25 protein-coding genes and 1 riboswitch are annotated in these 24577 nt (G+C 71.8%); of the genes, 13 read left to right on the forward strand and 12 right to left on the reverse strand.

Annotated elements, in window-relative coordinates; all coding sequences use genetic code 11:
* Nucleotides 1-95: 95 nt before the first annotated feature.
* The 3 genes from O3W51_RS21845 to O3W51_RS21855 form a co-directional block, all read right to left on the reverse strand.
* Nucleotides 96-485 carry a DUF3040 domain-containing protein gene (locus O3W51_RS21845; protein WP_138356152.1) on the reverse strand — a complete coding sequence of 130 codons (390 nt, stop codon included), beginning with the start codon at nucleotides 483-485 and terminating at the stop codon, nucleotides 96-98.
* Nucleotides 486-697: 212 nt separating this feature from the next.
* Nucleotides 698-1462 carry a methyltransferase gene (locus O3W51_RS21850; protein WP_138356214.1) on the reverse strand — a complete coding sequence of 255 codons (765 nt, stop codon included), beginning with the start codon at nucleotides 1460-1462 and terminating at the stop codon, nucleotides 698-700.
* Between the two features lie 88 nt (nucleotides 1463-1550).
* A complete protein-coding gene (locus tag O3W51_RS21855; RefSeq protein WP_164296269.1) occupies nucleotides 1551-2039 on the reverse strand; it encodes an SAV_6107 family HEPN domain-containing protein in 489 nt (162 codons plus the stop codon).
* Between the two features lie 176 nt (nucleotides 2040-2215).
* On the opposite strand from O3W51_RS21855, the gene O3W51_RS21860 reads away from it, so the two are divergent.
* The 5 genes from O3W51_RS21860 to O3W51_RS21880 all read left to right on the forward strand — a co-directional run bounded on the left by O3W51_RS21860 (nucleotide 2216) and on the right by O3W51_RS21880 (nucleotide 8115).
* On the forward strand, nucleotides 2216-2968 hold the full coding sequence (locus O3W51_RS21860; RefSeq protein WP_269287186.1) for an ATP-binding cassette domain-containing protein: 753 nt from the start codon (nucleotides 2216-2218) through the stop codon (nucleotides 2966-2968).
* On the forward strand, nucleotides 2940-5057 hold the full coding sequence (locus O3W51_RS21865; RefSeq protein WP_198357157.1) for a YhgE/Pip domain-containing protein: 2118 nt from the start codon (nucleotides 2940-2942) through the stop codon (nucleotides 5055-5057). The genes O3W51_RS21860 and O3W51_RS21865 overlap by 29 nt, the downstream gene beginning before the upstream one ends.
* A gap of 34 nt (nucleotides 5058-5091) precedes the next feature.
* Nucleotides 5092-5706, forward strand: a complete 615-nt coding sequence (locus tag O3W51_RS21870; protein ID WP_138356155.1) for a TetR/AcrR family transcriptional regulator — start codon at nucleotides 5092-5094, stop codon at nucleotides 5704-5706.
* Between the two features lie 293 nt (nucleotides 5707-5999).
* Nucleotides 6000-6599, forward strand: coding sequence for a DUF4126 domain-containing protein (locus O3W51_RS21875; RefSeq protein ID WP_138356156.1), 600 nt, complete (start codon nucleotides 6000-6002; stop codon nucleotides 6597-6599).
* A 49-nt stretch (nucleotides 6600-6648) separates the two neighbouring features.
* A complete protein-coding gene (locus tag O3W51_RS21880; RefSeq protein WP_269287187.1) occupies nucleotides 6649-8115 on the forward strand; it encodes a phytoene desaturase family protein in 1467 nt (488 codons plus the stop codon).
* Nucleotides 8116-8205: 90 nt separating this feature from the next.
* On the opposite strand, the gene O3W51_RS21885 is transcribed toward O3W51_RS21880, so the two are convergent.
* The 5 genes from O3W51_RS21885 to O3W51_RS21905 form a co-directional block, all read right to left on the reverse strand.
* Nucleotides 8206-9012, reverse strand: coding sequence for a hypothetical protein (locus tag O3W51_RS21885; protein ID WP_138356158.1), 807 nt, complete (start codon nucleotides 9010-9012; stop codon nucleotides 8206-8208).
* A 27-nt stretch (nucleotides 9013-9039) separates the two neighbouring features.
* On the reverse strand, nucleotides 9040-9957 hold the full coding sequence (metF, locus tag O3W51_RS21890; RefSeq protein ID WP_138356159.1) for a methylenetetrahydrofolate reductase [NAD(P)H]: 918 nt from the start codon (nucleotides 9955-9957) through the stop codon (nucleotides 9040-9042).
* A gap of 199 nt (nucleotides 9958-10156) precedes the next feature.
* Entirely contained in the window at nucleotides 10157-10816 is a 660-nt protein-coding gene (gene thiE / locus O3W51_RS21895) for a thiamine phosphate synthase (protein ID WP_138356160.1), read from the reverse strand.
* A gap of 69 nt (nucleotides 10817-10885) precedes the next feature.
* Nucleotides 10886-11251 (reverse strand): Rv2175c family DNA-binding protein, encoded by a 366-nt coding sequence (locus O3W51_RS21900; RefSeq protein ID WP_138356161.1) that lies wholly within the window; start codon nucleotides 11249-11251, stop codon nucleotides 10886-10888.
* A 99-nt stretch (nucleotides 11252-11350) separates the two neighbouring features.
* On the reverse strand, nucleotides 11351-12607 hold the full coding sequence (locus tag O3W51_RS21905) for an NAD(P)/FAD-dependent oxidoreductase (RefSeq protein WP_198357155.1): 1257 nt from the start codon (nucleotides 12605-12607) through the stop codon (nucleotides 11351-11353).
* Nucleotides 12608-12721: 114 nt separating this feature from the next.
* A riboswitch (TPP riboswitch) is annotated at nucleotides 12722-12835 on the forward strand.
* On the opposite strand from O3W51_RS21905, the gene thiO reads away from it, so the two are divergent.
* The 6 genes from thiO (at nucleotide 12832) to O3W51_RS21935 (ending at nucleotide 18650) form a co-directional block, all read left to right on the forward strand.
* A complete protein-coding gene (thiO, locus tag O3W51_RS21910) occupies nucleotides 12832-13992 on the forward strand; it encodes a glycine oxidase ThiO (protein WP_138356163.1) in 1161 nt (386 codons plus the stop codon). It overlaps the preceding riboswitch by 4 nt.
* Nucleotides 13989-14189: a sulfur carrier protein ThiS gene (gene thiS, locus O3W51_RS21915; protein WP_138356164.1), complete on the forward strand. Its 201-nt coding sequence runs from the start codon at nucleotides 13989-13991 to the stop codon at nucleotides 14187-14189. The genes thiO and thiS overlap by 4 nt, the downstream gene beginning before the upstream one ends.
* A 4-nt stretch (nucleotides 14190-14193) precedes the next feature.
* The gene (locus O3W51_RS21920; protein ID WP_138356165.1) at nucleotides 14194-15024 is read left to right on the forward strand and encodes a thiazole synthase; all 831 of its coding nucleotides are present in this window, start codon (nucleotides 14194-14196) and stop codon (nucleotides 15022-15024) included.
* Between the two features lie 174 nt (nucleotides 15025-15198).
* Entirely contained in the window at nucleotides 15199-17187 is a 1989-nt protein-coding gene (gene pknB / locus O3W51_RS21925; protein ID WP_138356166.1) for a Stk1 family PASTA domain-containing Ser/Thr kinase, read from the forward strand.
* On the forward strand, nucleotides 17175-18053 hold the full coding sequence (locus O3W51_RS21930) for a deoxyribonuclease IV (RefSeq protein WP_187144836.1): 879 nt from the start codon (nucleotides 17175-17177) through the stop codon (nucleotides 18051-18053). The genes pknB and O3W51_RS21930 overlap by 13 nt, the downstream gene beginning before the upstream one ends.
* A gap of 81 nt (nucleotides 18054-18134) precedes the next feature.
* Nucleotides 18135-18650 (forward strand): DUF4396 domain-containing protein, encoded by a 516-nt coding sequence (locus O3W51_RS21935; protein ID WP_138356167.1) that lies wholly within the window; start codon nucleotides 18135-18137, stop codon nucleotides 18648-18650.
* A gap of 8 nt (nucleotides 18651-18658) precedes the next feature.
* Here the strand turns inward: O3W51_RS21935 and O3W51_RS21940 are convergent, their stop codons facing one another.
* Nucleotides 18659-19273, reverse strand: coding sequence for a sulfite oxidase-like oxidoreductase (locus O3W51_RS21940; protein WP_138356168.1), 615 nt, complete (start codon nucleotides 19271-19273; stop codon nucleotides 18659-18661).
* Between the two features lie 163 nt (nucleotides 19274-19436).
* Between O3W51_RS21940 and bfr the strand changes: the two genes are divergently transcribed.
* Nucleotides 19437-19916 carry a bacterioferritin gene (bfr, locus tag O3W51_RS21945; protein WP_138356169.1) on the forward strand — a complete coding sequence of 160 codons (480 nt, stop codon included), beginning with the start codon at nucleotides 19437-19439 and terminating at the stop codon, nucleotides 19914-19916.
* 24 nt (nucleotides 19917-19940) lie between these two features.
* On the opposite strand, the gene O3W51_RS21950 is transcribed toward bfr, so the two are convergent.
* Together O3W51_RS21950 and O3W51_RS21955 are read right to left on the reverse strand one after the other, a co-directional pair.
* Nucleotides 19941-20177: a (2Fe-2S)-binding protein gene (locus O3W51_RS21950; RefSeq protein ID WP_164296254.1), complete on the reverse strand. Its 237-nt coding sequence runs from the start codon at nucleotides 20175-20177 to the stop codon at nucleotides 19941-19943.
* 126 nt (nucleotides 20178-20303) lie between these two features.
* Complete coding sequence (locus tag O3W51_RS21955) at nucleotides 20304-21653, reverse strand: class II 3-deoxy-7-phosphoheptulonate synthase (protein WP_138356171.1); 1350 nt, start codon at nucleotides 21651-21653, stop codon at nucleotides 20304-20306.
* A gap of 256 nt (nucleotides 21654-21909) precedes the next feature.
* Between O3W51_RS21955 and O3W51_RS21960 the strand changes: the two genes are divergently transcribed.
* A complete protein-coding gene (locus tag O3W51_RS21960; protein WP_269287191.1) occupies nucleotides 21910-23859 on the forward strand; it encodes an anthranilate synthase family protein in 1950 nt (649 codons plus the stop codon).
* Here O3W51_RS21960 and O3W51_RS21965 read toward each other — a convergent pair.
* Nucleotides 23843-24469, reverse strand: coding sequence for a uridine kinase family protein (locus tag O3W51_RS21965; RefSeq protein WP_138356173.1), 627 nt, complete (start codon nucleotides 24467-24469; stop codon nucleotides 23843-23845). The two genes, O3W51_RS21960 and O3W51_RS21965, sit on opposite strands and share 17 nt — an antisense overlap.
* Nucleotides 24470-24577: the final 108 nt, after the last annotated feature.

Raw genomic sequence — 24577 nt, forward strand, 5'->3', positions numbered from 1 at the left:
GCGGGGGGGGGCGGCCCCGTTTCCGGGTTCCGCGCCCCTCGTCGTCATTCTGAGAACTGTTGAGAACCCTCTGCCTGGGCGGCGGCCGGGTGGGCCTAGCTTTCCTGCCCGTCCCTGCGGCGCTGCCAGCGTTCCTCGATCCGGTCCATGACCTTCCCCCTGCGACGGGGGTGGCCTCGGCCGGTGGTTGCGGCGGGCTGCTGCTCACCGGGTTTGCCGGCCTTCCGCCAGCCCGTGACCGCGAGCACGGCACAAGCCAGCATGACGAGGAAACCGACCACACTGATCCAGGGCTGCTGCTTGATCATTCCAGCCATCAGCAGCGCGATACCCACCAGGAAGCCCGCTACGGCTTGGTAGACGCGCCGCCGAGTATAGGTGCGCAGCCCGCTTCCCTCAAGCGCCGACGCGAACTTGGGATCTTCGGCGTACAGCGCTCGCTCCATCTGCTCGAGCATGCGCTGCTCGTGCTCCGAGAGCGGCACGGAGTCCTCCTACTCGTCGGTCGCGGGGGCGACCGGTCCGACCCTTATTCAAGGATAGGCAGGGATTCGCCCCCGTGAAACCCGCCCCACTACGCCAATCCGACGGGAGCTTCATTCCCCGTCCGCCGTTACGTCATGCCAGCATACGGTCCTGAACGGCTGACCGGGCGGCCTGTGACCGACTACTCCTGGCGCTGTGTCCGGTGGCCGGGTCAGCCGCGGTCCGCGAGGACGTGCAGTTGAGTGGCGATCGAGTGGAACGCGGGCTGCTCCGCGGCGGCCAGTTCCAGCTTGAGCAGCGCTTCCAGGGCGCCCGGCTCGGTGTCCACCAGCACGCCCGGGACCAGGTCGGCGAAGACCCGGACGCCGTGCACCGCGCCGACCCGCAGGCCGGCGTCGGAGACCAGGCGGGTCAGCTGCTCGGCGGTGAAGCGGCGCGGGAGCGAGTCCCCGTCGCCCCATCGGCCGTCCGGGTCCCCTATGGCGTGCTGGGCCTCGGTGAAGTGGCCGGCGATGGCCCGGGCCAGCACGGCGCCGCCGCGGCCGGCGGCCAGCAGGCTGAGCGCCCCGGCCGGGCGGAGCGCGCCGACGGCGTTGCGGATGCCCTCGCCCGGGTCGTCGACGTACTCCAGGACACCGTGGCACAGCACGACGTCGTAGCTGCCGGGCTCGACGACGTCGAGCAGGCCGTGGGTGTCGCCCTGGACGCCGCGGACCCGGTCGGTCACCCCGGCTTCGGCGGCCCGGCGTTCCAGCGCGAAGAGCGCGTCCGGGCTCGGGTCGACGACGGTGACCCGGTGGCCGAGGCGCGCCACGGGCACCGCGAAGTTTCCGGTGCCGCCCCCGGTGTCGAGCACGTCCAGCGGCTCTTCGGCGTCGCGGCCGCCGGCCTTGGCCTGCCGCTCCAGTGCGTCGCGCAGGACCTCCCAGACCACGGCGGTACGGAGGGACGCTCGGGGGCGGATCGGATCCACCACTCCTTCACGGGACATGGCGGGCGGCTCCTCGCGGACGACTGGCTGGAACGAGCGACTTCACTCTATCCGTGCGGTACCCCATGGCCGATCAATTGGCCTTCTGCTGCGGCAGGGCGGGCGGCAGGCCGTCGCGCAGTTCAGCGGGCAGGGTGGGCTGGAGCACCAGCATCCGTTCCACCAGGCGCAGGAACATGCCGGCGGCGCGCAGCAGATCGTCCGCGTCCCGCCAGGTGGCGGCGCCCTCGATGCCGGCTTCGGCGCGCGCCCGGCGGCGGGCGCCGTACTCGAACATGGCGCTCCATTCGCTGAGCTCCGGCGCGACTTCGGGCAGCACCTCCCAGGCGCTGCGTATCCGCTGTCGCCGCCTGGGGCCCGGCTCGGGCCGGCCCCGCACGGCCAGCACCGCGGCGGCGGTCCGCAGTGCGGCGAGGTGGGCGGTGGCGTAGCGCTCGTTGGGGGTTTCCAGGACGGCCGCCTCGTCGAGTCCGAGGTGGGCCTGGGTGAGCAGGTCGAGCGCGGCGGGCGGAGCCGCCGCACGGCGCAGCACGGGATGGATGTCGCTTACGTGAGCAGCCATGACGAGCCTCCTGTCTTCGTACGACACATAGTGGGGCACACCACTGACAATCGGCCCTGACCTGCGGAAATGCCCTTAGCACAGGTGTTCGCCCACCCCTGCGGCGGGCCCCTCCCTGCGATGCTGCATACTTGTCTTTTGTACTGACCAGTCAGTTCAAAAGAGGAGAGTGACTCGTGATCACCGCGGAGGGGTACGGGCTGCGCGGCCCGCGTGGGCGGGTGTTCGGGGAGGTGTCGTTCAGCGCGCCCGCCGGCACGCTGATCGCCGTCGAGGGCCCGTCGGGCACCGGCCGCACCTGCCTGATGCTGGCGCTCACCGGCCGCATGAAGGCCACCGAGGGACAGGCGGAGGTCCACGGACACCCCCTCCCCCGGCGCATGCCCGCTGTACGCCGGATCAGTGCTCTCGGTCCCGTCGACGGCATCTCCGCCCTCGAACCGGCCCTCACCGTCGCCGAGCATCTGCGCGAGAGGGTGCTGCTGCAGCGCAGGTTCGCCTCCCGCGCCGCGCGCGACCGCGCCGATGTGGCGGCGGCCCTCAAGGCCTCGGGGCTCGACCTGGACTCGCTGGTGAAGGGCGAGCGGACGGCCGTACGCGATCTGGAACGGCTGGAGGCACTGCGGCTGGGCGTCGCCCTCGCACTGCTGCCACGCCCGCAGGTGCTCGGGATCGACGACGTCGACCACAAGCTCGGCGACACCGACCGCGAGCTGGCCTGGTCGATGCTGCGCTCGGTCGCCGACGCGGGCACCACCGTCCTCGGCGTCTGCACCAGGGCGCCCGGGGACGCGCTCGTGGTCCCCACCCGGGCCACCGGGACCGCACAGGGCACCACCGCCGACCTGACCACCGACCGGACCGCCGACGCGACCGAAGAGACCGAAGAGGAGGCCGTCGATGCGTGCACCGAAGCTCGCCGCGCTTGAGCTGAAGAAGTTCGGCCGGGGCCGGCTGCCGCGGGCGGCCATGGCCGCCCTCCTGCTGCTGCCGCTGCTCTACGGCGCCCTGTACCTGTGGTCCTTCTGGGATCCGTACGGGCGGCTCGACAAGATCCCCGTCGCCCTGGTGAACGCCGACCGCGGCGCGACCGCCGGCGGCAAGAAGATCGCGGCGGGCGACGAACTCGCCGCCAAGCTGCACGACACGGCCACCTTCGACTGGCAGGAGACGGACCCCGCCGACGCCACGAAGGGCCTGGAGAACGGCTCGTACTACCTGACGCTCACCATCCCCGCCGACTTCAGCGAGCGGATCGCGTCCAGCTCGGGCAGCCACCCGGAGACCGGCGCCCTGCAGGTGCGCACCAACGACTCCAACAACTACATCGTCGGGCAGATCTCCCGCAGTGTGTTCTCGCAGGTCAGGGCGGCCACCTCGGCCGGCGCCTCGCGCGGCTTCTACGACCGGATCTTCGTGTCGTTCGCCGATCTGCACGACAAGACGCAGCAGGCCGCGAAGGGCGCGTCCGACGTGGCCGGCGGCGCGGGCAGCGCCGAGCAGGGCTCGAAGGAGCTCGGCTCCGGCATCCGCAAGGCCGAGCAGGGCGCGGGCCGGCTCGCCGCGGGCCTCAAGGACGCCAGGAAGGGCAGCGGCGACCTGGCCACCGGTCTCACCACGCTCGACTCCGGCGCGGGCCAGGTCGCGTCCGGCACCCAGCGGCTCGTGGACGCGGTGAACGGCGCCTCCGACAAGATCGCGTTCGTGAAGGCCCACACCCGGGAGATCGGCGAGGTCTCCCGGGTCGTCGCCGACGGATCGCAGGCGATCAAGGACCATCTGGACACGATCGCCGCGCTGGCACCGGACGCCGCCAAGGCGTCCAGGACCGCCGCCGACCTCGTACGGCAGCAGTACACGAAGCAGTGCGCCGCAACCCCCGCCACCGGAGACTGCGTCGCGCTGAAGCGCGCCGCGGACAAGGCGGCCGAGGCCGCGACACTGGCCGAGCGGCTCAACGCGCAGGTCAGCGGCCCGGCGTCGTTCGACCAGCTCGCCACCGACCTGGGCAAGCTGCACGACTACGCCCAGGAACTGGCCGCCGCCGCGCCGCACCTGTCCTCGGACATCAACGGCGCAGTGAAGGACATCAACCGGCTCAACACCGGGGCCCACCAGGTCGCCTCGGGCGCCCACACGGCGGCCGGCGGCGCCCGCACCCTCGACAAGGGCATCGGCACCCTCTCCCAGGGCGCCGACACCCTCAGCGGCGGCATGTACCAGCTCGCCACCGGCAGCAACCGCCTCACCACCGGTCTGACGCAGCTCTCCACCGGCAGCGGGCAGCTCGCCACCGGTCTGCACGAGGGCGTCGACAAGATCCCGGACTACGACGCCCAGGAGCGCGACGCGCGCACCGCGGTGATGGCCGACCCCGTACAGCTCGCCTCGCAGTCCCTGCACCAGGCGTCCAACTACGGCGAGGGGCTCGCCCCGTACTTCATCCCGCTCTCTCTGTGGGTCGGCGCGATGGTCGGCTACATGCTCTTCCAGCCGATGAACCGCCGGGCGCTCGCCGCCGGGGCCGCGTCCTGGCGGATAGCGCTGGCCGGCTGGCTGCCGGTGGCCGCGGTCGGGGTGGCGCAGGTGCTGGCGCTGATGTCGGTGCTGCACTGGGTGGTCGGGCTGCAGATGGCCCGCGCCGCCGGCACGATCGGCTTCCTGCTGCTGGCCGCGGGCTGCTTCGCCGCCATCATCCAGTTCCTGGGCGCCCGGTTCGGCCCGGCCGGACGGGTGCTCACCCTGGCGATGCTGATGCTGCAGCTGACCTCGGCGGGCGGCACCTATCCGGTGCAGACCAGCCCCGGCTTCTTCGGTGCCATCCACCCGTTCCTGCCCATGAGCTACGTCGTCGAGGGGCTCCGCCACCTGATCACCGGCGGCGACCTCTGGCCGGTCTGGCGGGCCTGCCTGGTGCTCCTCGCCTTCACCGGCGCCGCACTGGCGCTCACCACCCTGACCGCCCGCGCCAAGCAGGTGTGGACCGTGGACCGGCTGCACCCGGAGCTGACCCTGTGAGCCGGGGCCGTCCCGGGCAGGGACAATCGACGCCATGACCACCGCACGTCGTCAGGCCACGCGGCAGAAGCTCTACGAGGCCGCCGTCACACTCATCGCCGAGCAGGGCTTCTCCGCCACCACGGTGGAGGAGATCGCCGAGCGGGCCGGCGTCGCCAAGGGCACCGTCTACTACAACTTCGCCAGCAAGAACGAATTGTTCGAGCAGCTGCTCCAGCACGGCGTCGGGCTGCTCACCGTCTCGCTGCGGGACGCCGCCGACGAGGTGGCGGCGCGCGGCGGCACCCGGGTCGACGCGCTGGACGCGCAGATCCGGGCCGGGCTGGCGTTCATCGCCCGCTACCCGTCCTTCACACAGCTGTACGTCGCCGAGCTGTGGCGGACCAACCGCGCCTGGCAGGACACGCTGATGCTGGTCCGCCAGGAGGCGGTCGCGGTGGTGGAGAAGGTGCTGCGCGAGGCGGTGGACAACGGGGAGCTCAGCGACGAGATCGACGTACCGCTCACCGCGTCAGCGCTCTTCGGGATGGTGCTGGTCGCCGCCCTGGACTGGCAGGCGTTCCAGTCGCACCGCAGTATCGACGACGTGCACTCCGCCCTGTCCCGGCTGCTGCAGGGCCGGGTCAGCGGCGACTCACGGCGGACCTGACGGTACGAGATGGTTGAGCGGACATGAGTGAGCGCTGTTCTGGCACGTCCCGATCCCCCTTCGGACCGTGCCAGAACAGCGCTACCCGTGCACCCCCGTTGCGTCCGGGCCGCCCCTGCTCCGCCGCCCCGTGTCGGCGGTACCGGCACCGCGCCCGTCCGTGCCCCTACCTTCCCCCGAACGGGGGCCGCGGCCCATCCGCGCTCCTACTCAAGTCTTCGTCTAGGTACCAGTACTCATAACTGCGTGGTTTCGCCTCCGCTCCCTGTGGACGGTTCGCTACGATCCGGACCATGTCGGTACTTCCGCTCGTGTTCACCAGCGGCTGGGCGAGCGGGATCAACGCCTACGCCGTGGTGTTCCTGCTCGGCCTGATGGGCGCGACCGGGGTCACCGACGAGGTACCCGCGTCCCTGGAGCGGCCCGATGTGCTGATCGTCGCCGGGGTGCTGTTCCTGTGCGAGGCCGTCGCCGACAAGATCCCGTTCGTGGACTCGGCGTGGGACGTGGTGCACACCGTCATCCGCCCGGTCGCCGGAGCGGTGGTCGCGGCGCTGCTCGCCGGGCAGAACGGTTCGCTGCCGGAGCTGGCCGCCGCCGCGATCGGCGGCTCGACGGCGCTCGCCAGCCACCTCGTCAAGGCCGGTACGCGGATAGCGGTCAACACCTCGCCCGAACCGGCCAGCAACATCGTCCTCAGCCTCGCCGAGGACCTCGGTGTCTCCGCGATCATCGTCTTCGCGCTCTTCCATCCGCTCGCCGCCGCGATCATCGCGGGCACGATACTGGTGCTCGGCATCATCACGGTCGTCTTCCTGTTCTCCCGGATCCGCCGCTTCCTGCGCCGCTGGAAGGCCCGGCGCGCGGAGAAGCGGCTGGTCGCGCCGACCTGAGACGACCTGCCGGACGGCGCTGTCGGTGCCGCCCGATACAGTCCCTGACATGGCACGGATCGCGGTAATCGGCGCGGGTATGGGCGCAATGGCGACGGCGGCCCGGCTGGCCGTCGGCGGCCACCGGGTGGCGGTCTACGAGCGCTCGGCGACGTACGGCGGAGCCGTCGGAAGGTTCGCCCGGGACGGCTTCACCTTCGACACCGGCCCTGGTCTGCTCCAACTGCCCGCCGTCTACCGCGATCTGTTCGTCAAGACCGGCAAGGAACCGCTGGAGAGCCGCGTCGGCCTGGCGCAGGTCGATCCGGCGAGCCGGCATCTCTTCCCGGACGGCACGGCCGTGTCGCTGCCGAACGCCACCCGCGCGGGCGTCATCAGCGCGCTGGACGGCGCGTTCGGTGCGGGCGCCGGTGAGCGCTGGAGTGAGGTGACCGGCCGGGCCCGCGAGGTCTGGGAGGCCACCCGCCGCCCGCTCCTGGAGGACGCCCTGGCGGCCGACACCACCCCGCTGGGCCGCGACCCCTACCCCGCCGTGCGGCGCGGGCTGTTCCGCCGCGGCGCCCCGTCCCTCGCCTCCGTCGCCGAACGCGAGCTGGCCGACCCCAGGGCGGCCGCCCTGCTGACGAGTTACGCCCTCGCGTACGGCTTCGACCCGCGCACCGTCCCGGCGAGCGCCACCGTGCTGCCGTACATGGAGCAGACCTTCGGCGCCTGGTACGTGAGCGGCGGTATGCGGGCCCTCGCCGACGCGGTGTACGAGCGGTGCCTGGCGCGCAAGGTCGAGTTCCACTTCGGCGCCGAGGTCCTCGGGGTCAGGACCGCGGAGGACGGCCGGGCCTGCGGTCTCGACCTCGCCGACGGGCGGCGGATCGACGCGGACACGGTGGTCGCGGGAGCCCCGCTGCCCGCTCCCGGGGAGCCCCACGCCGCAGGAGGCATGCCCGGCAGGTTCGTGGTGTGCCTGGCGCTGCGGGGTCCCCGACCGGCGGGCACCGCACACCGCACCGTGGTGCACGCGGCGGACGGCCCCGCGGAGTGGGAGTCCGTCTTCTCCGGCGCCGGGCCCTGCGACTCCCCGACCGTGACGGTGCTGCGTCCCGACGACCCGTCGACGGTCCCCGACGCGTCGCACGAGGCGGTGACCCTCCAGGTCACCGTGGCGACGACGGCCGGCGGGGCGGACTGGGCGGCGCCCGGCGCCGCCGCGGGCTTCGCCGAGCGGGTCGTGAAGGCCGCAGAGGCGGCCGTTCCGGGTCTGCGCGAGCGGGAGTTGTGGCGTGAGGTGCGCACCCCCGCCGACACCGAACGGGAGACCGGCGCCCCGGGCGGCGCGGTGCCCGGCCCCGCCCTGGCGGGCGCGGGCGGTCTGCATCTCCACCCGGCCAACCGCTCCGCCGTCCCCGGGCTGTACTCCGTGGGCGGCTGGTCGCACCCCGGCGGCGGCCTGGCGCACGCCGGCATGTCGGGCGCGATCGTCGCGGACCTGATCGCGGGCGGCCCGGGCGGCAGCCGCTAGGGCCATCCGCCCAGGACCGGTCAGGACCGAGCAGCGGTCCCAGGGCGTGTTGCGAAAGTCCCGCCTGGCCCACGACGCCTGGCACGCGCCCTAGTAGCGGTAGGGGTCGTACGGATCCGCGTACTGCGACTGCTCGTACTGCGGTTGCTGGGGCTGCTGCGGGATGTACGCCTGCTGCTGCGGCTCGTTGAACTGCGGCTCGGTGGACTGCTGCTGCGGGACCCAGACACCGCCGGGCGGCGTGTCGTAGCCGAACTCGTGGTCGTACTGCGGGGTGTACTGCTGCTGGCCCGGGTCCTGGTACGGAGCCGCGTAGGCGGGGTCGTAGTCCTGCTGACCGCCCCAGGCGTACGCGTCCGCCGCCGCGGGCTGCGGCTGCTGCTCGCCGCCACCGCCCCAGCCCTCGTAGCCCTGGGCGCCGTAGCCCTCGTAGCCACCGCTGGTGTACGGGTCGGGGGTGTAGGACGACTGGCCGTCGTAGATCCCGTACTCGCCGGTGTCGTCGAGCACCGGCATCGCCTGGTAGACCGTCGCCAGTTCGGGTCCCTCGGACACCTCCTCGATGGGGCTGACCTCGAGGACGGGCTCGCCCGCCCCGGCGCCCGCACCGCGGGTGCCCTTGCGGCGGCGGCTGGAGCCGGGGCTGCCGCCGAGCGCCCAGCCGGTGGAGAAGCCCTGCCGGTAGGACATCGTCACGAACGTCTGGCCGGTGCCGAACGCGATGGCGCCGACCGCGATGACGATGGCGTTGCGGAGCGAGACACCCCCGACGACTCCCAGGAATCCCGCGAAGGCGAGCAGCCGCCAGCGCAGCCGCGCCTTGTACTGCAGCAGCACCTCACCGAGCAGCCACAGCGCGACCACGCCGAACGCGATGTAGAGCAGCGTGTAGCCCATGTCCGCACTTCCTCACCTTACGAGCGGTCACGACCTCTGGTGCAGACCGAGATTCTCGTAGATTTCCAGCGACGCCGTGGAGTGGTTAAGAGTAATGAAGTGGAGTCCGGGGATGTCCTCGGCCATCAGGCGCCGGCACATCTCGGTCGTGAACTCGATGCCGATCGCCCGCACCGCCGCCGGATCGTCCTTCACCGCGAGGATACGGTCCGCCAGCTCCGGCGGGAAAGGCGCGTTGCCGAGCTGAGCGAAGCGCTCGATCTGTCGCACGTTGGTGACCGGCATGACCTCGGGAATGATCGGGGTCGTGCAGCCGGCGGCGGCCACCCGGTCACGCAGCCGGAAGTAGTCGTCCGCGTCGAAGAACATCTGGGTGATCGCGAAGTCGGCCCCGGCGCGGCACTTGTCGACGAAGTTCCGGGTGTCGGACTCCCAGTCGCTGGAGCGCGGGTGCATCTCGGTGAATGCCGCGACGCCGACGCAGAAGTCGCCGGACTCCTTGATGAGCCGGACCAGGTCGGCGGCGTACAGCAGGCCCTGGGGGTGCTTGACCCACTCGCCGAGCGGGTCGCCGGGCGGGTCGCCGCGCACCGCGAGGATGTTCCGGATCCCGGCGTCGGCGTACTGCCCGATGATGTTGCGCAGCTCGGCGATCGAGTGGTTGACCGCCGTCAGGTGCGCGACCGGGGTCAGGGTGGTGTCGGAGACGATCCGGTCGGTGGCGCGGACGGTGCCCTCACGGGACGATCCGCCGGCTCCGTAGGTCACGGACACGAAGGTCGGCCCTACCGCCTCGATGCGGCGGATGGCGTTCCAGAGCGTCCGCTCGCCCTTCTCGGTCTTCGGCGCGGCGAACTCGAACGAATACGACCGCTCGCCGGACGCGAGAAGTTCACGAATGGTGACCGCGTGATCGGTCCGGGTGGAAGCTGTCCCAAGGGCCATACCCGAAGGGTATCCGCGCCTCGCGACCGCCCGTAACCAGGACGGGCGATTTATCCGCTTGCGCCCCACCCTCGTCCATCCTTTGGACACGCGCTGGTGACGCGCGGGGTACGGAGTGGACGCCTGTCGGACACCCGGTGGCCGATCACGATCGGTCAGAGCGTGACCGGGCCGTGGCGGGGCGCATCAGGGGGAGGGGTCAGCCGTCGTACGAGGTGACGATCTTCGCCAGTGCGGCCGCCGCGGCGGCCGGGTCGTCGGCCTCGGTGATCGCCCGGACGACGACGATCCGCCGGGCCCCGGCCTCCAGCACCTGCTCGACGTTGGCCAGGTCGATCCCGCCGATCGCGAACCAGGGCCGGTCGGTCTCCAGCGAGGCCGCGTACCGCACCAGGTCCAGGCCCGGCGCGTGCCGGCCGGGCTTGGTCGGGGTGGGCCAGACCGGTCCGGTGCAGAAGTAGTCCGCACCGGGCTCCGCGGCGGCCGCCGCGGCCTCGGACTCCGCGTGGCAGGACCGTCCGATGACCACGTCCTCGCCCAGGATCGCGCGAGCGGCGGGTACCGGCAGGTCGCCCTGCCCCAGGTGCAGCACGTCCGCGCCCGACGCGTGCGCGACATCCGCCCGGTCGTTCACCGCGAGCAGTTTTCCGTGCCGGCGGCACGCGTCGGCCAGGACCGCGAGCGCGTCCAGCTCGTCGCGGGCCTCGATCCCCTTGGCGCGCAGCTGGATGACGTCGACGTCCGAGCCGAGCACCGCGTCCGCGAACTCGGCCAGGTCGCCCCGCCCGGTCCTGGCGTCGGTGCACAGATACAGCCGGGCGTCGGCGAACCGCTCACGGACGGTGTTCGGCGTGGTCATGGTGCGCTCCCCCTCGGTGCTGCGGGTCCTGACTGCGTTACGGGCCTGCGGGCAGGCGGCTGAGGGGATCTAGAAGGCGAGCGCCTGGGCGCGGCGCTTCACCTCGGTCCCGCGGTTCTCCTTCAGTGCCTGGATGGGCGTGCCGGGCAGCGTCGGGTCCGCGGTGAACAGCCACTCCAGCACCTCTTCGTCGCTGAAGCCGTTGTCCTTGAGGACCGTCAGCAGGCCGGGCAGCCCCTTGACGATGCTTCCCTCGCCGATGAAGTCGGCGGGGACCATCAGGACCCGGTTCTCACCGCGGCGGATCGCCAGGAACAGCTTCTCCTTGATCATCGGGCGGACCCGGGTGATGGGCACACCCAGTCGCTCGGCGACCTCGGGGAGGTTCAGCCAGGAAGGTACGAGGGCATCAATCGTTGCGTCGATCTCGGTCACGGGACAAGCGTGCCATCCCTGACGGGCACCCGCGTACCGGTTCGCCGCCGCCGGGCCTGACGGTTTGACCACAATTGACGCGCAGGCCCGGTTTTGGCCTCAGACGCCCGCGGGGCTGTTGCCGGGGGTGGCCTGTACCGCGGTCTTGAGCGGGACCGCGGGGTCGGTGACGAGGCCCGGGTCGAGATGGGCGCCGCGTTCGATGAGCTTGCGGCCCTGAGCCAGGTCGCGCGGGCGGCCGACCGCGAGCAGCGCCGCGAGCACGCCGTCCCGCAGCCAGCAGACGGACCAGGCGGGCCCGGTCAGGTCGCCGCGCAGCAGCATCGTGTCGGTGGCGGAGTGGTGCCCCGCGTACTGCACGAAACGGCCGAACTGCTCGGACCAGAAGTACGGGACCGGGTCGTAGACCTCGTCGCCGCCCAGCACATTGGCGGCGGCGGCGCGCGGCCCCTGGACCGCGTTGTCCCAGTGGTGGACGAGCAGCCGCTCGCCGAAGCGCGCGGACGGGAAGGACGCGCAGTCCCCCACCGCGAAGACATCGGCGACGGAGGTCCGCAGCCGGTCGTCGGCCAGCACGGAGCGGTCCGGTCCCAGCTCGACGCCGGAGCCCGCCAGCCAGCCGGTGGCCGGCCGGGCGCCGATGCCGACGACGACGGCCCCGGCCCGCAGCCGCCTCCCGTCGGCGAGCAGCACCGCGCCGGGCTCGACGGCCGCTACCGCGGTCCCGGTGATCAGTTCGGCGCCCGCGTCCGCGTACCAGCCGCGCATGTGGTCGGTGACGGAGCCCGGCAGGACTCCGGCCAGCGGCCGGTCGGCCGCCTCGACGACGGTCACCGCGCAGCCCGCCTGGCGGGCCGCCGTGGCGAACTCCGCGCCGATCCAGCCCGCCCCGACCACGACGACGTCGCGCTTCTCGTCGAGCACCGGCCGCAGCTCGGCGGCGTCGTCCAGGGTGCGCAGCATGAAGACGCCCGGGATGCCCTCGCTGCCGGGCAGTGCCACCGGGTGGGCGCCGGTGGCGAGCACCAGCCGGTCGTACCGGACCAGGCCCTCTTCGGTGGCCACGTGCCGTTCCGCGGCGCTCAGCGCGCTCACGTGCCGGCCGAGCAGCAACTCGACGCCGAGGCCGTTGAAGTCCACGTCGAAGGGCGAGCCCTCGGCCGTGCCGAGGAGTACGGACTTGGACAGCGGCGGGCGGTCGTACGGTGCGTGCGGCTCGGCGCCGATCAGCGTGATGTCGCCGCGCCACCCCTGTTCCCGCAACGACACAGCGGTCTGCACTCCGGCCATCCCGGCCCCGACGATCACTGCGCGCTCGGCGCTTGGCTGGCTCACACGATCACCGTAACGCCCCATTGATTACCGGCAGGCCACCAGTGCGAAATCCGATCCCCCTGTCTCCGCACTCCCCTCCCGCCCGAACGGTGCTCCCTTACCGCCGTTCGGGCCCGCGTACTAGGGTGGCGGGGCTAACGCACTCGCGGGAGTCCGGACGTACCGGGCTGAGAGGGCGGCTGACCGGCCGCCGACCGTACGAACCTGATCCGGGTCATGCCGGCGAAGGGAGGAGCGGGACACTCATGCATCCATCTCGCCACCGCTACGACGTACTGGTCGTGGGCGGCGGAATCATCGGACTCGTCACGGCCTGGCGCGCCGCGCAGCGCGGGCTGCGCACCGCGGTCGCCGACCCGGCGCCGGGCGGCGGTGCCGCGCATGTCGCGGCCGGCATGCTGGCCGCCGTCACCGAGCTGCAGTACGGCGAGCAGACGCTGCTCGACCTCAACCTCGCGTCGGCCCGCCGCTATCCGTCCTTCGCCGCCGAGCTGGAGGACGCCACCGGGCTGGGCCTCGGCTACCGGCGGTGCGGCACGCTCGCCGTCGCCCTGGACGCCGACGACCGCGCCGACCTGCGCGAACTGCACGCCTTCCAGACGTCGCTGGGCCTGCAGTCCGAGTGGCTGTCCGGCCGGGAGTGCCGCCGGCTGGAGCCGATGCTGGCGCCCGGTGTGCGAGGCGGACTGCGTGTCGACGGCGACCACCAGGTCGATCCGCGCCGGCTGGCCGCCGCGCTGCTGCGCGCGGCCGAACTCGCGGGCGTGGCACTGCACCGGAGTTCGGTGGCCCGGATCGAGACCGTCCGGGACCACGCCACCGGCGCGGTGCTGGACGACGGCACCGTGCTCGCCGCCGAGCAGACCGTGCTCGCGGCGGGCAGCCGCAGCGGCGGTCTGCCGGGCATCCCCGAGCACGCCCTGCCGCCGGTCCGCCCGGTCAAGGGGCAGATCCTGCGGCTGCGCATCCCACCGGGCTACGCGCCGTTCCTCTCCCGCACGGTGCGGGCCGTGGTGCGCGGCGGCCAGGTGTATCTCGTGCCGCGCGAGAACGGCGAGCTCGTCGTGGGCGCGACCAGCGAGGAACTCGGCTGGGACACCACGGTCACCGCGGGCGGCGTCTACGAACTGCTGCGCGACGCCCACGAACTGGTGCCGGGGCTCACCGAACTGCCGCTGGTGGAGACCCTCGCGGGCCTGCGCCCCGGCTCCCCCGACAACGCCCCGCTGCTCGGCCGCAGCGCGCTGCCCGGTCTGCTGCTGGCCACCGGCCACCACCGCAACGGTGTGCTGCTGACCCCGGTGACCGGCGACATCATGGCCGAGCTGCTCACGACGGGCTCGGTGCCGGAGTCGGCCCGGCCCTTCTCCCCCGCACGCTTCACGCTTCAGGAGCAGCCCGCATGACCGTCTCCGTCAACGGTGAGGCCCGCGAGATCACCGAGGGCCTGACCCTCGACCGGCTCGTCGCCTCCCTGACCGCCGCCCCCTCGGGCGTCGCCGCCGCTCTCAACGAGACCGTCGTCCCCCGCAGCCGCTGGACCACCACCGCACTCGCCGACGGCGACCGCGTCGAGGTCCTCACCGCCGTCCAGGGAGGCTGATCCCGTGCCGCACCCCCCGCACACGGCCGGTGCCGCCGACGACACCCTGCGCATCGCCGGCGTCCCCTTCACCTCCCGGCTGATCATGGGCACCGGTGGTGCGCCCAGCCTGGAGATCCTCGAACAGGCGCTGCTCGCCTCCGGTACCGAACTCACCACGGTGGCGATGCGCCGCCTCGACCCGGCGACGAAGGGCTCCGTGCTCTCCGTGCTGGGCCGGCACGGCATCCGGGTCCTGCCGAACACAGCCGGCTGCTTCACCGCCGGCGAGGCCGTCCTCACCGCGCGGCTGGCCCGCGAGGCGCTGGGCACCGACTGGGTCAAGCTCGAGGTCATCGCCGACGAGCGCACCCTGCTGCCCGACACCGTCGAGCTGCTGGACGCCGCCGAGACGCTGGTCGACGACGGATTCACCGTCCTGCCCTACACCAACGACGATCCGGTGCTCGCCCGCAAGCTGGAGGACGTCGGCTGCGCGGCGATCATGCCGCTGGGGTCGCCGATCGGCTCCGGGCTCGGGATCCGCAATCCGCACAACTTCCAGCTGATCACCGAGCGGGCGGGCGTCCCGGTCATCCTCGACGCCGGGGCCGGCACCGCGTCCGACGCGGCGTTCGCCATGGAGCTGGGGTGCGCCGCCGTCATGCTGGCGTCGGCCGTGACCCGCGCCCAGCAGCCGGTTCTCATGGCGGAGGCCATGCGGCACGGGGTGGCGGCGGGGCGGCTCGCGTTCCGGGCCGGACGCATCCCCCGCCGGCAGTACGCCGCCGCGTCGTCCCCCGTCGAGGGCGTCGCCGCGTTCGATCCGGAGCGGCCCGCCTTCAGCGGGACCTGATCCACGACCCGCTCCGGGCGGCGGATCCGGGCCCCGGTCCGGGATCCGATCCGCCGCCTGGAGCGCTCCCACCGGGGCGGACGGTCACGGTTGCGTCCCGGATCGCTACGGGCGGGACACAGTACGGCCGCGTTCGGCGAGACGGGTCGGCGGCGGCTCGTAGACTTCCGTGTCGTGGATACGACCCTGCAGGATCCCCTCGTCGGGCAGACGCTCGATGGCCGCTACCGGGTCGAGGCGCGCATCGCCGTCGGCGGTATGGCCACGGTCTACCGGGCTGTGGACACCCGCCTCGACCGGGTGCTCGCGCTGAAGGTGATGCACCCCGGGCTGGCGGCCGACGCCGGTTTCGTCGACCGCTTCATCCGCGAGGCGAAGGCGGTGGCCCGGCTCGCGCACCCGAATGTCGTCGGCGTGTACGACCAGGGCACGGACGGCACGTTCGTGTACCTGGCCATGGAGTACATCGCGGGCTGCACGCTGCGCGACGTGCTGCGCGAGCGCGGCGCCCTGCAGCCACGGGCCGCGCTGGACATCCTGGAGCCGGTGCTGGCCGCGCTCGGCGCCGCGCACCGGGCCGGGCTCATCCACCGGGACGTGAAGCCGGAGAACGTCCTGATCGGCGACGACGGCCGGGTGAAGGTCGTGGACTTCGGCCTGGTCCGGGCGGTCGACACCAACACCAGCGTGACGACCGGCTCGGTGCTGGGCACGGTCTCGTACCTCGCCCCGGAGCAGATCGAGCACGGCACCATAGACCAGCGCACGGACGTGTACGCCTGCGGCGTGCTGCTGTACGAGATGCTGACCGGCGGGAAGCCGCACACCGGCGGTACGCCGATGCAGGTGATCTTCCACGTGCTGAACGAGGACATCGTCGCGCCGTCCGAGGCCGTCCCCGGGCTGGCGCCCGTGCTGGACGCGCTGGTCGGCCGGGCCGCCGCGCGTGACCCGCAGCTGCGGCCCGCCGACGCCGTGGAGCTGCTCGCACAGCTGCACACCACCCGTCAGGCGCTGAGCCAGGAGCAGCTGGACCTGGTGCCGCCGCGGGCGGTGCCGGACGCTCAGGAGCCGCAGGACGCCGTTCCGGGCACCGGCTGGCTGAAGGACTCCCAGGGCGCGCCGGGCGACGAGGAGCAGACCAGCGTCATCTCCCGGCCGGTCCTGCCGGCCGAGGAGGAGCTCAACCGCACGAGCGTTCTCCAGCTTCCGCCGCCGCTGCCGCCGGTTCCGGCCGGCCCGCCGGGACCGTCGGGGCCCGCGGGGCACCGTACCGCCCGGCGCGGCCCGCGGCGCGGTGTGCTCGCGGTGATCGTGGCGGCGCTGCTGATCCTCGGGGTCGGCGCCGGCGTCTGGTACATCAGCGACGGCCAGTTCACCAAGGTCCCGGCCGTTCTCGCGCTGTCGCAGGCGGACGCGCAGCAGAAGCTCGACCACGCGGGGCTGCACACCAAGGTCACCACCGGCTTCAGCCTCACCGTTCCCCGCGGCCAGGTGATCTCCACCGATCCCGGACCGGGCCGGCGCGTCCGCAGCAACGCCGAGGTCACGCTGACCGTCTCCAAGGGGCCGCAGGAGGTCCACGTACCCGATGTCACGGGCAAGACGCTGGCCGTGGCGCAGGAGCAGATCAAGGGCGCGGCGCTGACGCCGGGCACGGTGACGCAGGAGTTCACGGAGGACGTACCCAAGGGCGCCGTGATCTCCACGGACCCGCCGGCCGGTACGAAGCGCTCGCCGGACGCCGTCGTGTCGATCGTCGTCAGCAAGGGCGCCCCGGTGGATGTCCCCGACGTGGTCGGGGATTCGGTCGCCGACGCCCAGCAGGCGCTGCAGGACGCCGGGCTGACCGTCGTGCTCGCCCCGGACAAGGTCTTCTCGGACGTGGCCGACAAGGACAAGGTGGCCCTCCAGACGCCGGGCAAGGGCACCCAGGCCGGCGCGGGCGACACCGTCACGATCACGATCTCCAAGGGACAGCAGCTCTTCGACGTGCCGGATGTGAAGGGCAGGAGCGCGGGCGACGCGAAGCAGATCCTCAAGAACGCCGGCTTCGACATCCGGGTGATGCACGCGTTCTTCGGCGACACCGTGTTCAGCCAGTCGCCGGAGGGGGGCCAGCAGGCGCCCAGGGGCGCCACGATCACCGTGTGGGTCCGGTGAACCGCAATCCCGTCGGCGGCCATGTGCAGGTGGCCGGCGGCCTCGCGACCGTCGGGCTGGCCAACGCCGAGCGGCTGACGGCCGAGGCCGTCCAGGTCTTCGTGGCCAACCCGCGCGGCTGGGCCACCCCGCCCGGCGATCCGCGGCAGGACGAGCTGTTCCGCGCGGGCCGCGCCGCCGGGTCGGTGCCCGCGTACGTCCACGCCCCGTATCTGATCAACTTCGGCTCGGACACCCCGGCGACGGTCGAGAAGTCGGTGGAATCACTGCGCCACTCGCTGCGCCGGGGCCGGGAGATCGGCGCGCTGGGCGTGGTGGTGCACACCGGGTCCGCGACGGGCGGGCGGCCCCGCTCGACCGCCCTGGCACAGGTGCGGGAGCACATGCTGCCGCTGCTCGACGAGCTCACCCACGACGACGACCCATGGCTGCTGCTGGAGCCGACCGCGGGCCAGGGCGCTTCGCTCTGCTCGCTGATCGAGGACCTGGGCCCGTACGCCGACGCCCTCGACCGGCATCCGAAGCTCGGGGTCTGCCTGGACACCTGCCACGCCTTCGCGGCCGGGCACGACATGGCGGCGCCCGGCGGGATGAAGCTGCTGCTCGACGAGCTGGTGGACACCGTCGGCGAGGGCCGGCTGAAGTTGATCCACGCCAATGACTCCAAGGACGTGAGCGGCGCCCACAAGGACCGGCACGAGAACATCGGGGCCGGCCACATCGGCGCCGAGCCGTTCCGCGAGCTGTTCCGCCACCCGGCCACCGCCGGGGTTCCGCTGATCATCGAGACACCGGGCGGGCCCGAGGGCCATGCCGCGGACGTGGCGCTCCTGAAGGCGCTGAGGGACGGTCCGCAGGACGGATAACCCCTTACGGGAATACCCCCTGGGGGTATACGGTTGGCTACAGAGCAACCAACCGGCGATTCCTGATGGGGGTGGAACGTCATGCAGCACGACCACACGACGCACCAAGAACACACGCACCACGAGCCACAGACCGGCCACGAAGGGCATGCCGCCCACGGCTCCGCGTCCTGGCGCATGGCGGCGACGGCGACCCTGCACTGCCTCACCGGCTGCGCCATCGGCGAGGTGCTCGGCATGCTGATCGGCACCGCGCTCGGCTGGCACAACGTTCCGACGATGATCCTGGCCATCGTGCTGGCCTTCGCCTTCGGCTACGCGCTCACCATGCGCGGGGTCCTGCGCGCCGGACTCGACCTGCGCGCCGCGTTCCGGGTCGCGCTCGCCGCCGACACCGTCTCCATCATCTTCATGGAGCTCGCCGACAACGGGACGATCATCGTCTTTCCCGGCGCCATGGACGCGACACTGTCGGACGCACTCTTCTGGGTGAGCCTGGCGCTGTCGTTCGTCGTCGCGTTCCTCGTGACCACACCGGTCAACAAGTGGCTGATAGGCCGCGGCAAGGGCCACGCGGTCGTCCACCAGTACCACTGATCAGGCGGTCAGAGCTCCGGGCCGTCCCCGGGCTCCTCCTGGTAGGAGTAGCGCTGCTCCGACCAGGGGCTGCCGACGTTGTGATAGCCGCGCTCCTCCCAGAAGCCGCGGCGGTCGGCGGTCATGTACTCCACGCCCCTGACCCATTTGGGCCCCTTCCAGGCGTAGAGGTGCGGGACCACCAGCCGGGCCGGGAAACCGTGCTCCGCGGTCAGCGGTTCGCCGCCCTTGTGGGTGGCGAATATCGACTTGTCGTCGGAGAAGTCCTCGATCCGGAGATTCGAGCTGAAGCCGTACTCCGCCCACACCATCACGTGCGTGACGCCGGGGGCCGGGGGCGCGAGCCGCAGTACCGTCGCGGCGGCGACCCCGCCCCACTCCATGCCGACCATGCTGAACTTCGTCACGCAGTGGAAGTCGGCCTTCACGATCGAGTACGGCAGCGCCGAGAACTCCTCGTGGTTCCAGCAGTGTTTGTCCCCGTCGGCCGTGTTCCCGAAGACCCGGAACTCCCACCGGTCCGGCTTGAAGCGCGGCACGGGACCGTAGTGGGTGACCGGCCAGCCCCGCTGTAGCCGCTGCCCCGGGGGAAGCTCACCCGCACGGCTTTCGGACTGACCCATGACTCCATGGTGACAGACCGGACCCAGTGCTTCTGACCGGGCTGGGCCCGATTCGGGACCGCCGGTCCCCACCGGATGTAAGCGTGCACTTACTGGATCAGCCGTGCCCGCAGTGCAAAGATGCGGCCATCTTGTCGATTCCCTTTGGAAGGACGGCGTTGCCATGCAGGGCGACCCCGAGGTCATCGAGTTCCTCAACGAACAGCTGACCGCAGAGCTGACCGCGATCAACCAGTACTTCCTGCACGCGAAGATGCAGGAGAACTTCGGTTGGACGAAGCTCGCGAAATACACCCGCTCGGAATCCATCGACGAGATGAAGCACGCGGAACTGCTGACCGACCGCATCCTCTTCCTCGACGGCCTGCCGAACTACCAGCGGCTGTTCCATGTACGGGTGGGCCAGACGGTCACCGAGATGTTCCAGGCCGACCGCCAGGTCGAGGTCGAGGCCATCGACCGCCTCAAGCGCGGCGTCGAGGTCATGCGGACCAAGGGCGACATCACCTCGGCGAACATCTTCGAGTCGATCCTCGCCGACGAGGAGCACCACATCGACTACCTCGACACCCAGCTCGAACTGGTGGAGAAGCTGGGCGAGCCGCTCTACATCGCGCAGCTCATCGAACAACCGGAGAGCTGACGCCGGTCCCGCGCAGCGGACAGCTCAGGCCGCTTCGGCCATCGGCTCTTCCGTTACGGCCAGCTGCCCAGCGGCCGGCCGGGCCACCGGCGTCGCCGTACGGCCGAGCAGTGCTTGGATGCGCTTGACGCACGACCCGCAGTCGGTGCCGGCCTTGCAGGCCGAGGCGAGTTTGCGGGGGCTGCAGGCGCCGGAATCCGCGTGCTGCTTGACCTGCTGCTCGGTGATGCCGAAGCAAGAGCACACGTACACGCGGTTCACCCCTCTCGGGCGCCTGGGCTGAGGTTACCCTTACCTTACCCGGCACGTCCGTCGGTGAAAAGCGGCAAGGGGCGCGGATCTGTGTGATCCGCGCCCCTTGTGCCGTCTTCCGGCTGTCCGCCAGGACTACTGGCCCCGGTACATCTCCGCGACCAGGAACGCCAGGTCCAGCGACTGGCTGCGGTTGAGCCGCGGGTCACAGGCCGTCTCGTACCGCTGGTGCAGGTCGTCGACGAAGATCTCGTCGCCGCCGCCCACGCACTCGGTCACATCGTCGCCGGTCAGCTCGACGTGGATGCCGCCCGGGTGGGTGCCGAGGCCCTTGTGGACCTCGAAGAAGCCCTTGACCTCGTCGAGCACGTCGTCGAAGCGCCGCGTCTTGTGGCCGGACGCCGCCTCGTAGGTGTTGCCGTGCATCGGGTCGGTCACCCACGCCACCTGCGCGCCCGAGGCCGTGACCTTCTCGACCAGCGTCGGGAGCTTGTCGCGGACCTTGTCCGCGCCCATGCGGACGATGAACGTCAGCCGGCCCGGCTCACGCTCCGGGTCCAGCCGGTCGATGTACGTCAGCGCCTCTTCCGGCGTCGTCGTCGGGCCGAGCTTGATGCCGATCGGGTTCCGGATCTTCGAGGCGAACTCGATGTGCGCCCCGTCGAGCTGCCGGGTGCGCTCGCCGATCCACACCATGTGGCCCGACGTGTCGTACAGCGAGCCGGTCCGCGAGTCGACGCGGGTCAGCGACGACTCGTAGTCCAGCAGCAGCGCCTCGTGCGACGCGTAGAACTCCACGGTCCGGAACTCGGCGGGGTCGGTCCCGCACGCCGCCATGAAGTTCAGCGCGTTGTCGATCTCGCGGGCCAGCGCCTCGTAGCGCTGTCCGGACGGCGAGGACTTCACGAAGTCCTGGTTCCAGGCGTGCACCTGGCGCAGGTCCGCGTAGCCACCGGTGGTGAAGGCGCGCACCAGGTTGAGCGTCGAGGCGGACGCGTTGTACATCCGCTTGAGCCGCTCGGGGTCCGGGACCCGCTCCTTCTCGGTGAAGGCGAAGCCGTTGACCGAGTCACCGCGGTACGTCGGCAGCGTCACGCCGTCGCGGGTCTCGGTCGGCTTGGAGCGCGGCTTCGAGTACTGGCCGGCGATCCGGCCCACCTTCACGACCGGCACGGAGGCCGCGTACGTCAGCACCGCACCCATCTGCAGGAGCGTCTTGAGCTTGTTGCGGATCTGGTCCGCGGACACGGCGTCGAAGGCCTCGGCGCAGTCGCCGCCCTGCAACAGGAACGCCTCGCCACGGGCGACAGCCCCCAGGCGGGTACGCAGCTGATCGCACTCGCCGGCGAAGACGAGAGGCGGATACGACTCGAGCTCCGCGAGCACATTGCGCAGCGCCTCGGAGTCGGGGTACTCGGGCTGCTGCGCCGCGGGAAGGGATCGCCAGGTGTTTCCACCGGCTGCGGGGTTAGCGTTCACGGTCACACGACCACACTACGGGGTGACGACAGGCGGAATCCGACGCCGCCCATTGGATGAGACGAGCCCCACTGCGCCGTCCCCCGTGCGTTAGGGTTCTGAACATGTTCGCGCAACAGCACACCAACTGGTGGTGGCCCGCTCAACCGGCGGCCCACCTCATCGCGCGTACGTAACGACTCACCGCGAAGGCCGCCCAAGGGGCGGCCTTTTCTGTTTCCCGGCCGCTCCCTCCGTTGTCCCACCATCGGAAGGACCCGCCGTGCATCCCGTCTCCGGCACCGAAGCCACCACAGCCACCGCCCTCGTCGAGCGGCTGCTCTCCCCCGGTTGCCCACCGTTCGCCCTGCTCCGCCGCCGCACCCCGGGCCGCGACACCGACCTCGTCGAAGTGCTCCTCGGGCCCGTCACCGAAGCCGGCCGGCTGCGGGACATCACCCTGCCGGACGGTGCACCGGGTGACGGCCCGGCGCTGGACGCGCTCGCGCTCGTACCGTTCCGGCAGATCCGCGAACGCGGCTTCGACGTGCGCGACGACGGGACGCCGCTGGCCGTGCTGCGGCCCGACGAGACGTACGAGCTGCCGCTGGCGGACGTCCTCGCCGCGCTCCCGGACCAGGAGGTGACGGTCGACGAGGGTGCGTTCGACGTGGACGACGACACCTACGCCGGGATCGTCGAGCGGGTGATCGAGGACGAGATCGGCCGCGGCGAGGGCGCCAACTTCGTGATCCGGCGGACGTTCCGGGGGCAGATCGCGGGCTACGGGCCGCGCTCCGCGCTCGCCCTGTTCCGGAAGCTGCTCAGCGGTGAGCGCGGCGCGTACTGGACGTATGTCGTGCACACCCCGGACCGCACGCTGGTGGGCGCCAGTCCCGAGGTGCATGTGCGGATGGCGGGCGGCACGGTCGTGATGAACCCGATCAGCGGCACCTACCGCTATCCCGTCACCGGGCCGGACCCCGAGGGGCTGCTCGCCTTCCTCCACGACCCCAAGGAGGTGGAGGAGCTGACGATGGTGGTCGACGAGGAACTGAAGATGATGTGCACCGTCGGCGACCTCGGCGGTGTGGTGGTCGGGCCGCGGCTCAAGGAGATGGCCCACCTCGCGCACACCGAGTACGAGCTGCGCGGCCGCACCACCATGGATGTACGGGACGTGCTGCGCGAGACGATGTTCGCCGCGACCGTCACCGGCTCCCCGGTGCAGAACGCCTGCCGCGTCATCGAGCGGTACGAGCCGGGGGGCCGCGGTTACTACGCGGGCGCGCTGGCCCTGATCGGACGGGACGCGGCCGGGACCAGGACGCTGGACTCGCCGATCCTGATCAGGACCGCGGACATCGACCCCGGCGGGCAGCTGAAGGTGCCGGTCGGCGCGACGCTGGTCCGGCACTCCGACCCGCGCGGCGAGGTCGCCGAGACGCACGCCAAGGCGGCCGGGGTGCTCACCGCGCTCGGAGTGCGGCCGGCCCCCGAGCACGCTCCCGAGCCGGCGTACCGGCTGGCCGACGACATCAGGGTGCGGGCCGCGCTGGACGCCCGGCGGGCGAACCTGGCGCCGTTCTGGCTGCGGATGCAGGTCGAGCCGTCCCCGGCCGACCGGCGCGCGCTGTCGGCGCACGCGCTGGTGATCGACGCGGAGGACACCTTCACCGCGATGCTCGCGCATGTGCTGCGCTCGTCCGGGCTGGGCGTCACCGTACGGCGCTACGACGAGCCGGGCCTGCGGGAGGCGGCGCTGTCCCACGAGGGTCCGGTCGTGCTCGGCCCCGGACCCGGCAATCCGGCGGACGCCACCGACCCGAAGATGCGCTTCCTGCGCACCCTCGCCGCCGACCTGGTCAAGGGCCACCGGCAGGGGCTGCTCGGTGTGTGCCTGGGCCAGGAGCTGCTCGCGGCGGAACTGGGGCTGGACATCGTGCGCAAGGACGTCCCCTTCCAGGGCGCCCAGGAGCGCATCGACTTCTTCGGCCGGCCGGAGACCGTCGGGTTCTACAACACCTTCACGGCGCGCTGCGACGACGCGACCGCCGAGGAGCTCGCCACCCACCGGGTGGAGCTGAGCCGTGACCCGGCCACCGGTGATGTGCACGCGATGCGCGGGCCGGGGTTCGCGGGCGTGCAGTTCCACCCCGAGTCGGTGCTCACCCTGAACGGCACCGCGATCGCGGCGGAGCTGCTGGCGGCCGTGCTCACGCCGTCTCGCTGAACGCCGAGGCGTCCAGCACGGGATCGGCGAGCACCGGTCCGATCAGCATCATCACCTCGGCGATCATGCGGAACTCGTCGGCGGTGCCGTCGACCACCAGGTCGGCCAGGGCCCGGGAGGGGGCGACATGCGCGGCATGCCGCTCCCTCCCGGTCTCCAGGTAGTTCAGCAGCGACAGCCGCGGGTCCTGCCGCTGGACGTCGATCTTGCGGAGGATCTTGCGGGCCAGCCGGATGTCGTCGGGGGTGTCGACGTACACCCGCCAGGTCGCCCGGCCGGCGACCGACGGCAGGGTGAGGGCGAACAGGCCCTCGACGACGACCAGCCGGTGCCGGCCCGAAGTGGCCGCGGCCTCGATCGCCGCGACCACCGCGAGCTCGTCGATCGAGCCGGGATGGTTCCAGTCCAGGACCTCGGACCCGCTCGCGCTGACCGTGCGCACCCCGCGCACGGTGTCGTGCGCGGGCACGTAGAAGTCATCGAGGTGGATCAGACCGATGGTCTCGTGATGGTGCAGCGACAGCGCCTCGGCAAGGGTTGACTTGCCCGATGCGGTGCCGCCTGCGACCGCCAGTACAGGTGTGCGCCACCTGTTCGTCACACCCGTCATACCGGGCGCTCCTCATGTGCTCAAAGGGGGAAAACGAAGCGGCCGGACAAGCCGGGTGGACGGAGAATAAGGCGCACTGATCGTCTGCTGCAAGCAGTGATGTTCCCC

The organism is Streptomyces sp. H39-C1, from assembly GCF_027158125.1.
Lineage (GTDB): Bacteria > Actinomycetota > Actinomycetes > Streptomycetales > Streptomycetaceae > Actinacidiphila > Actinacidiphila fildesensis.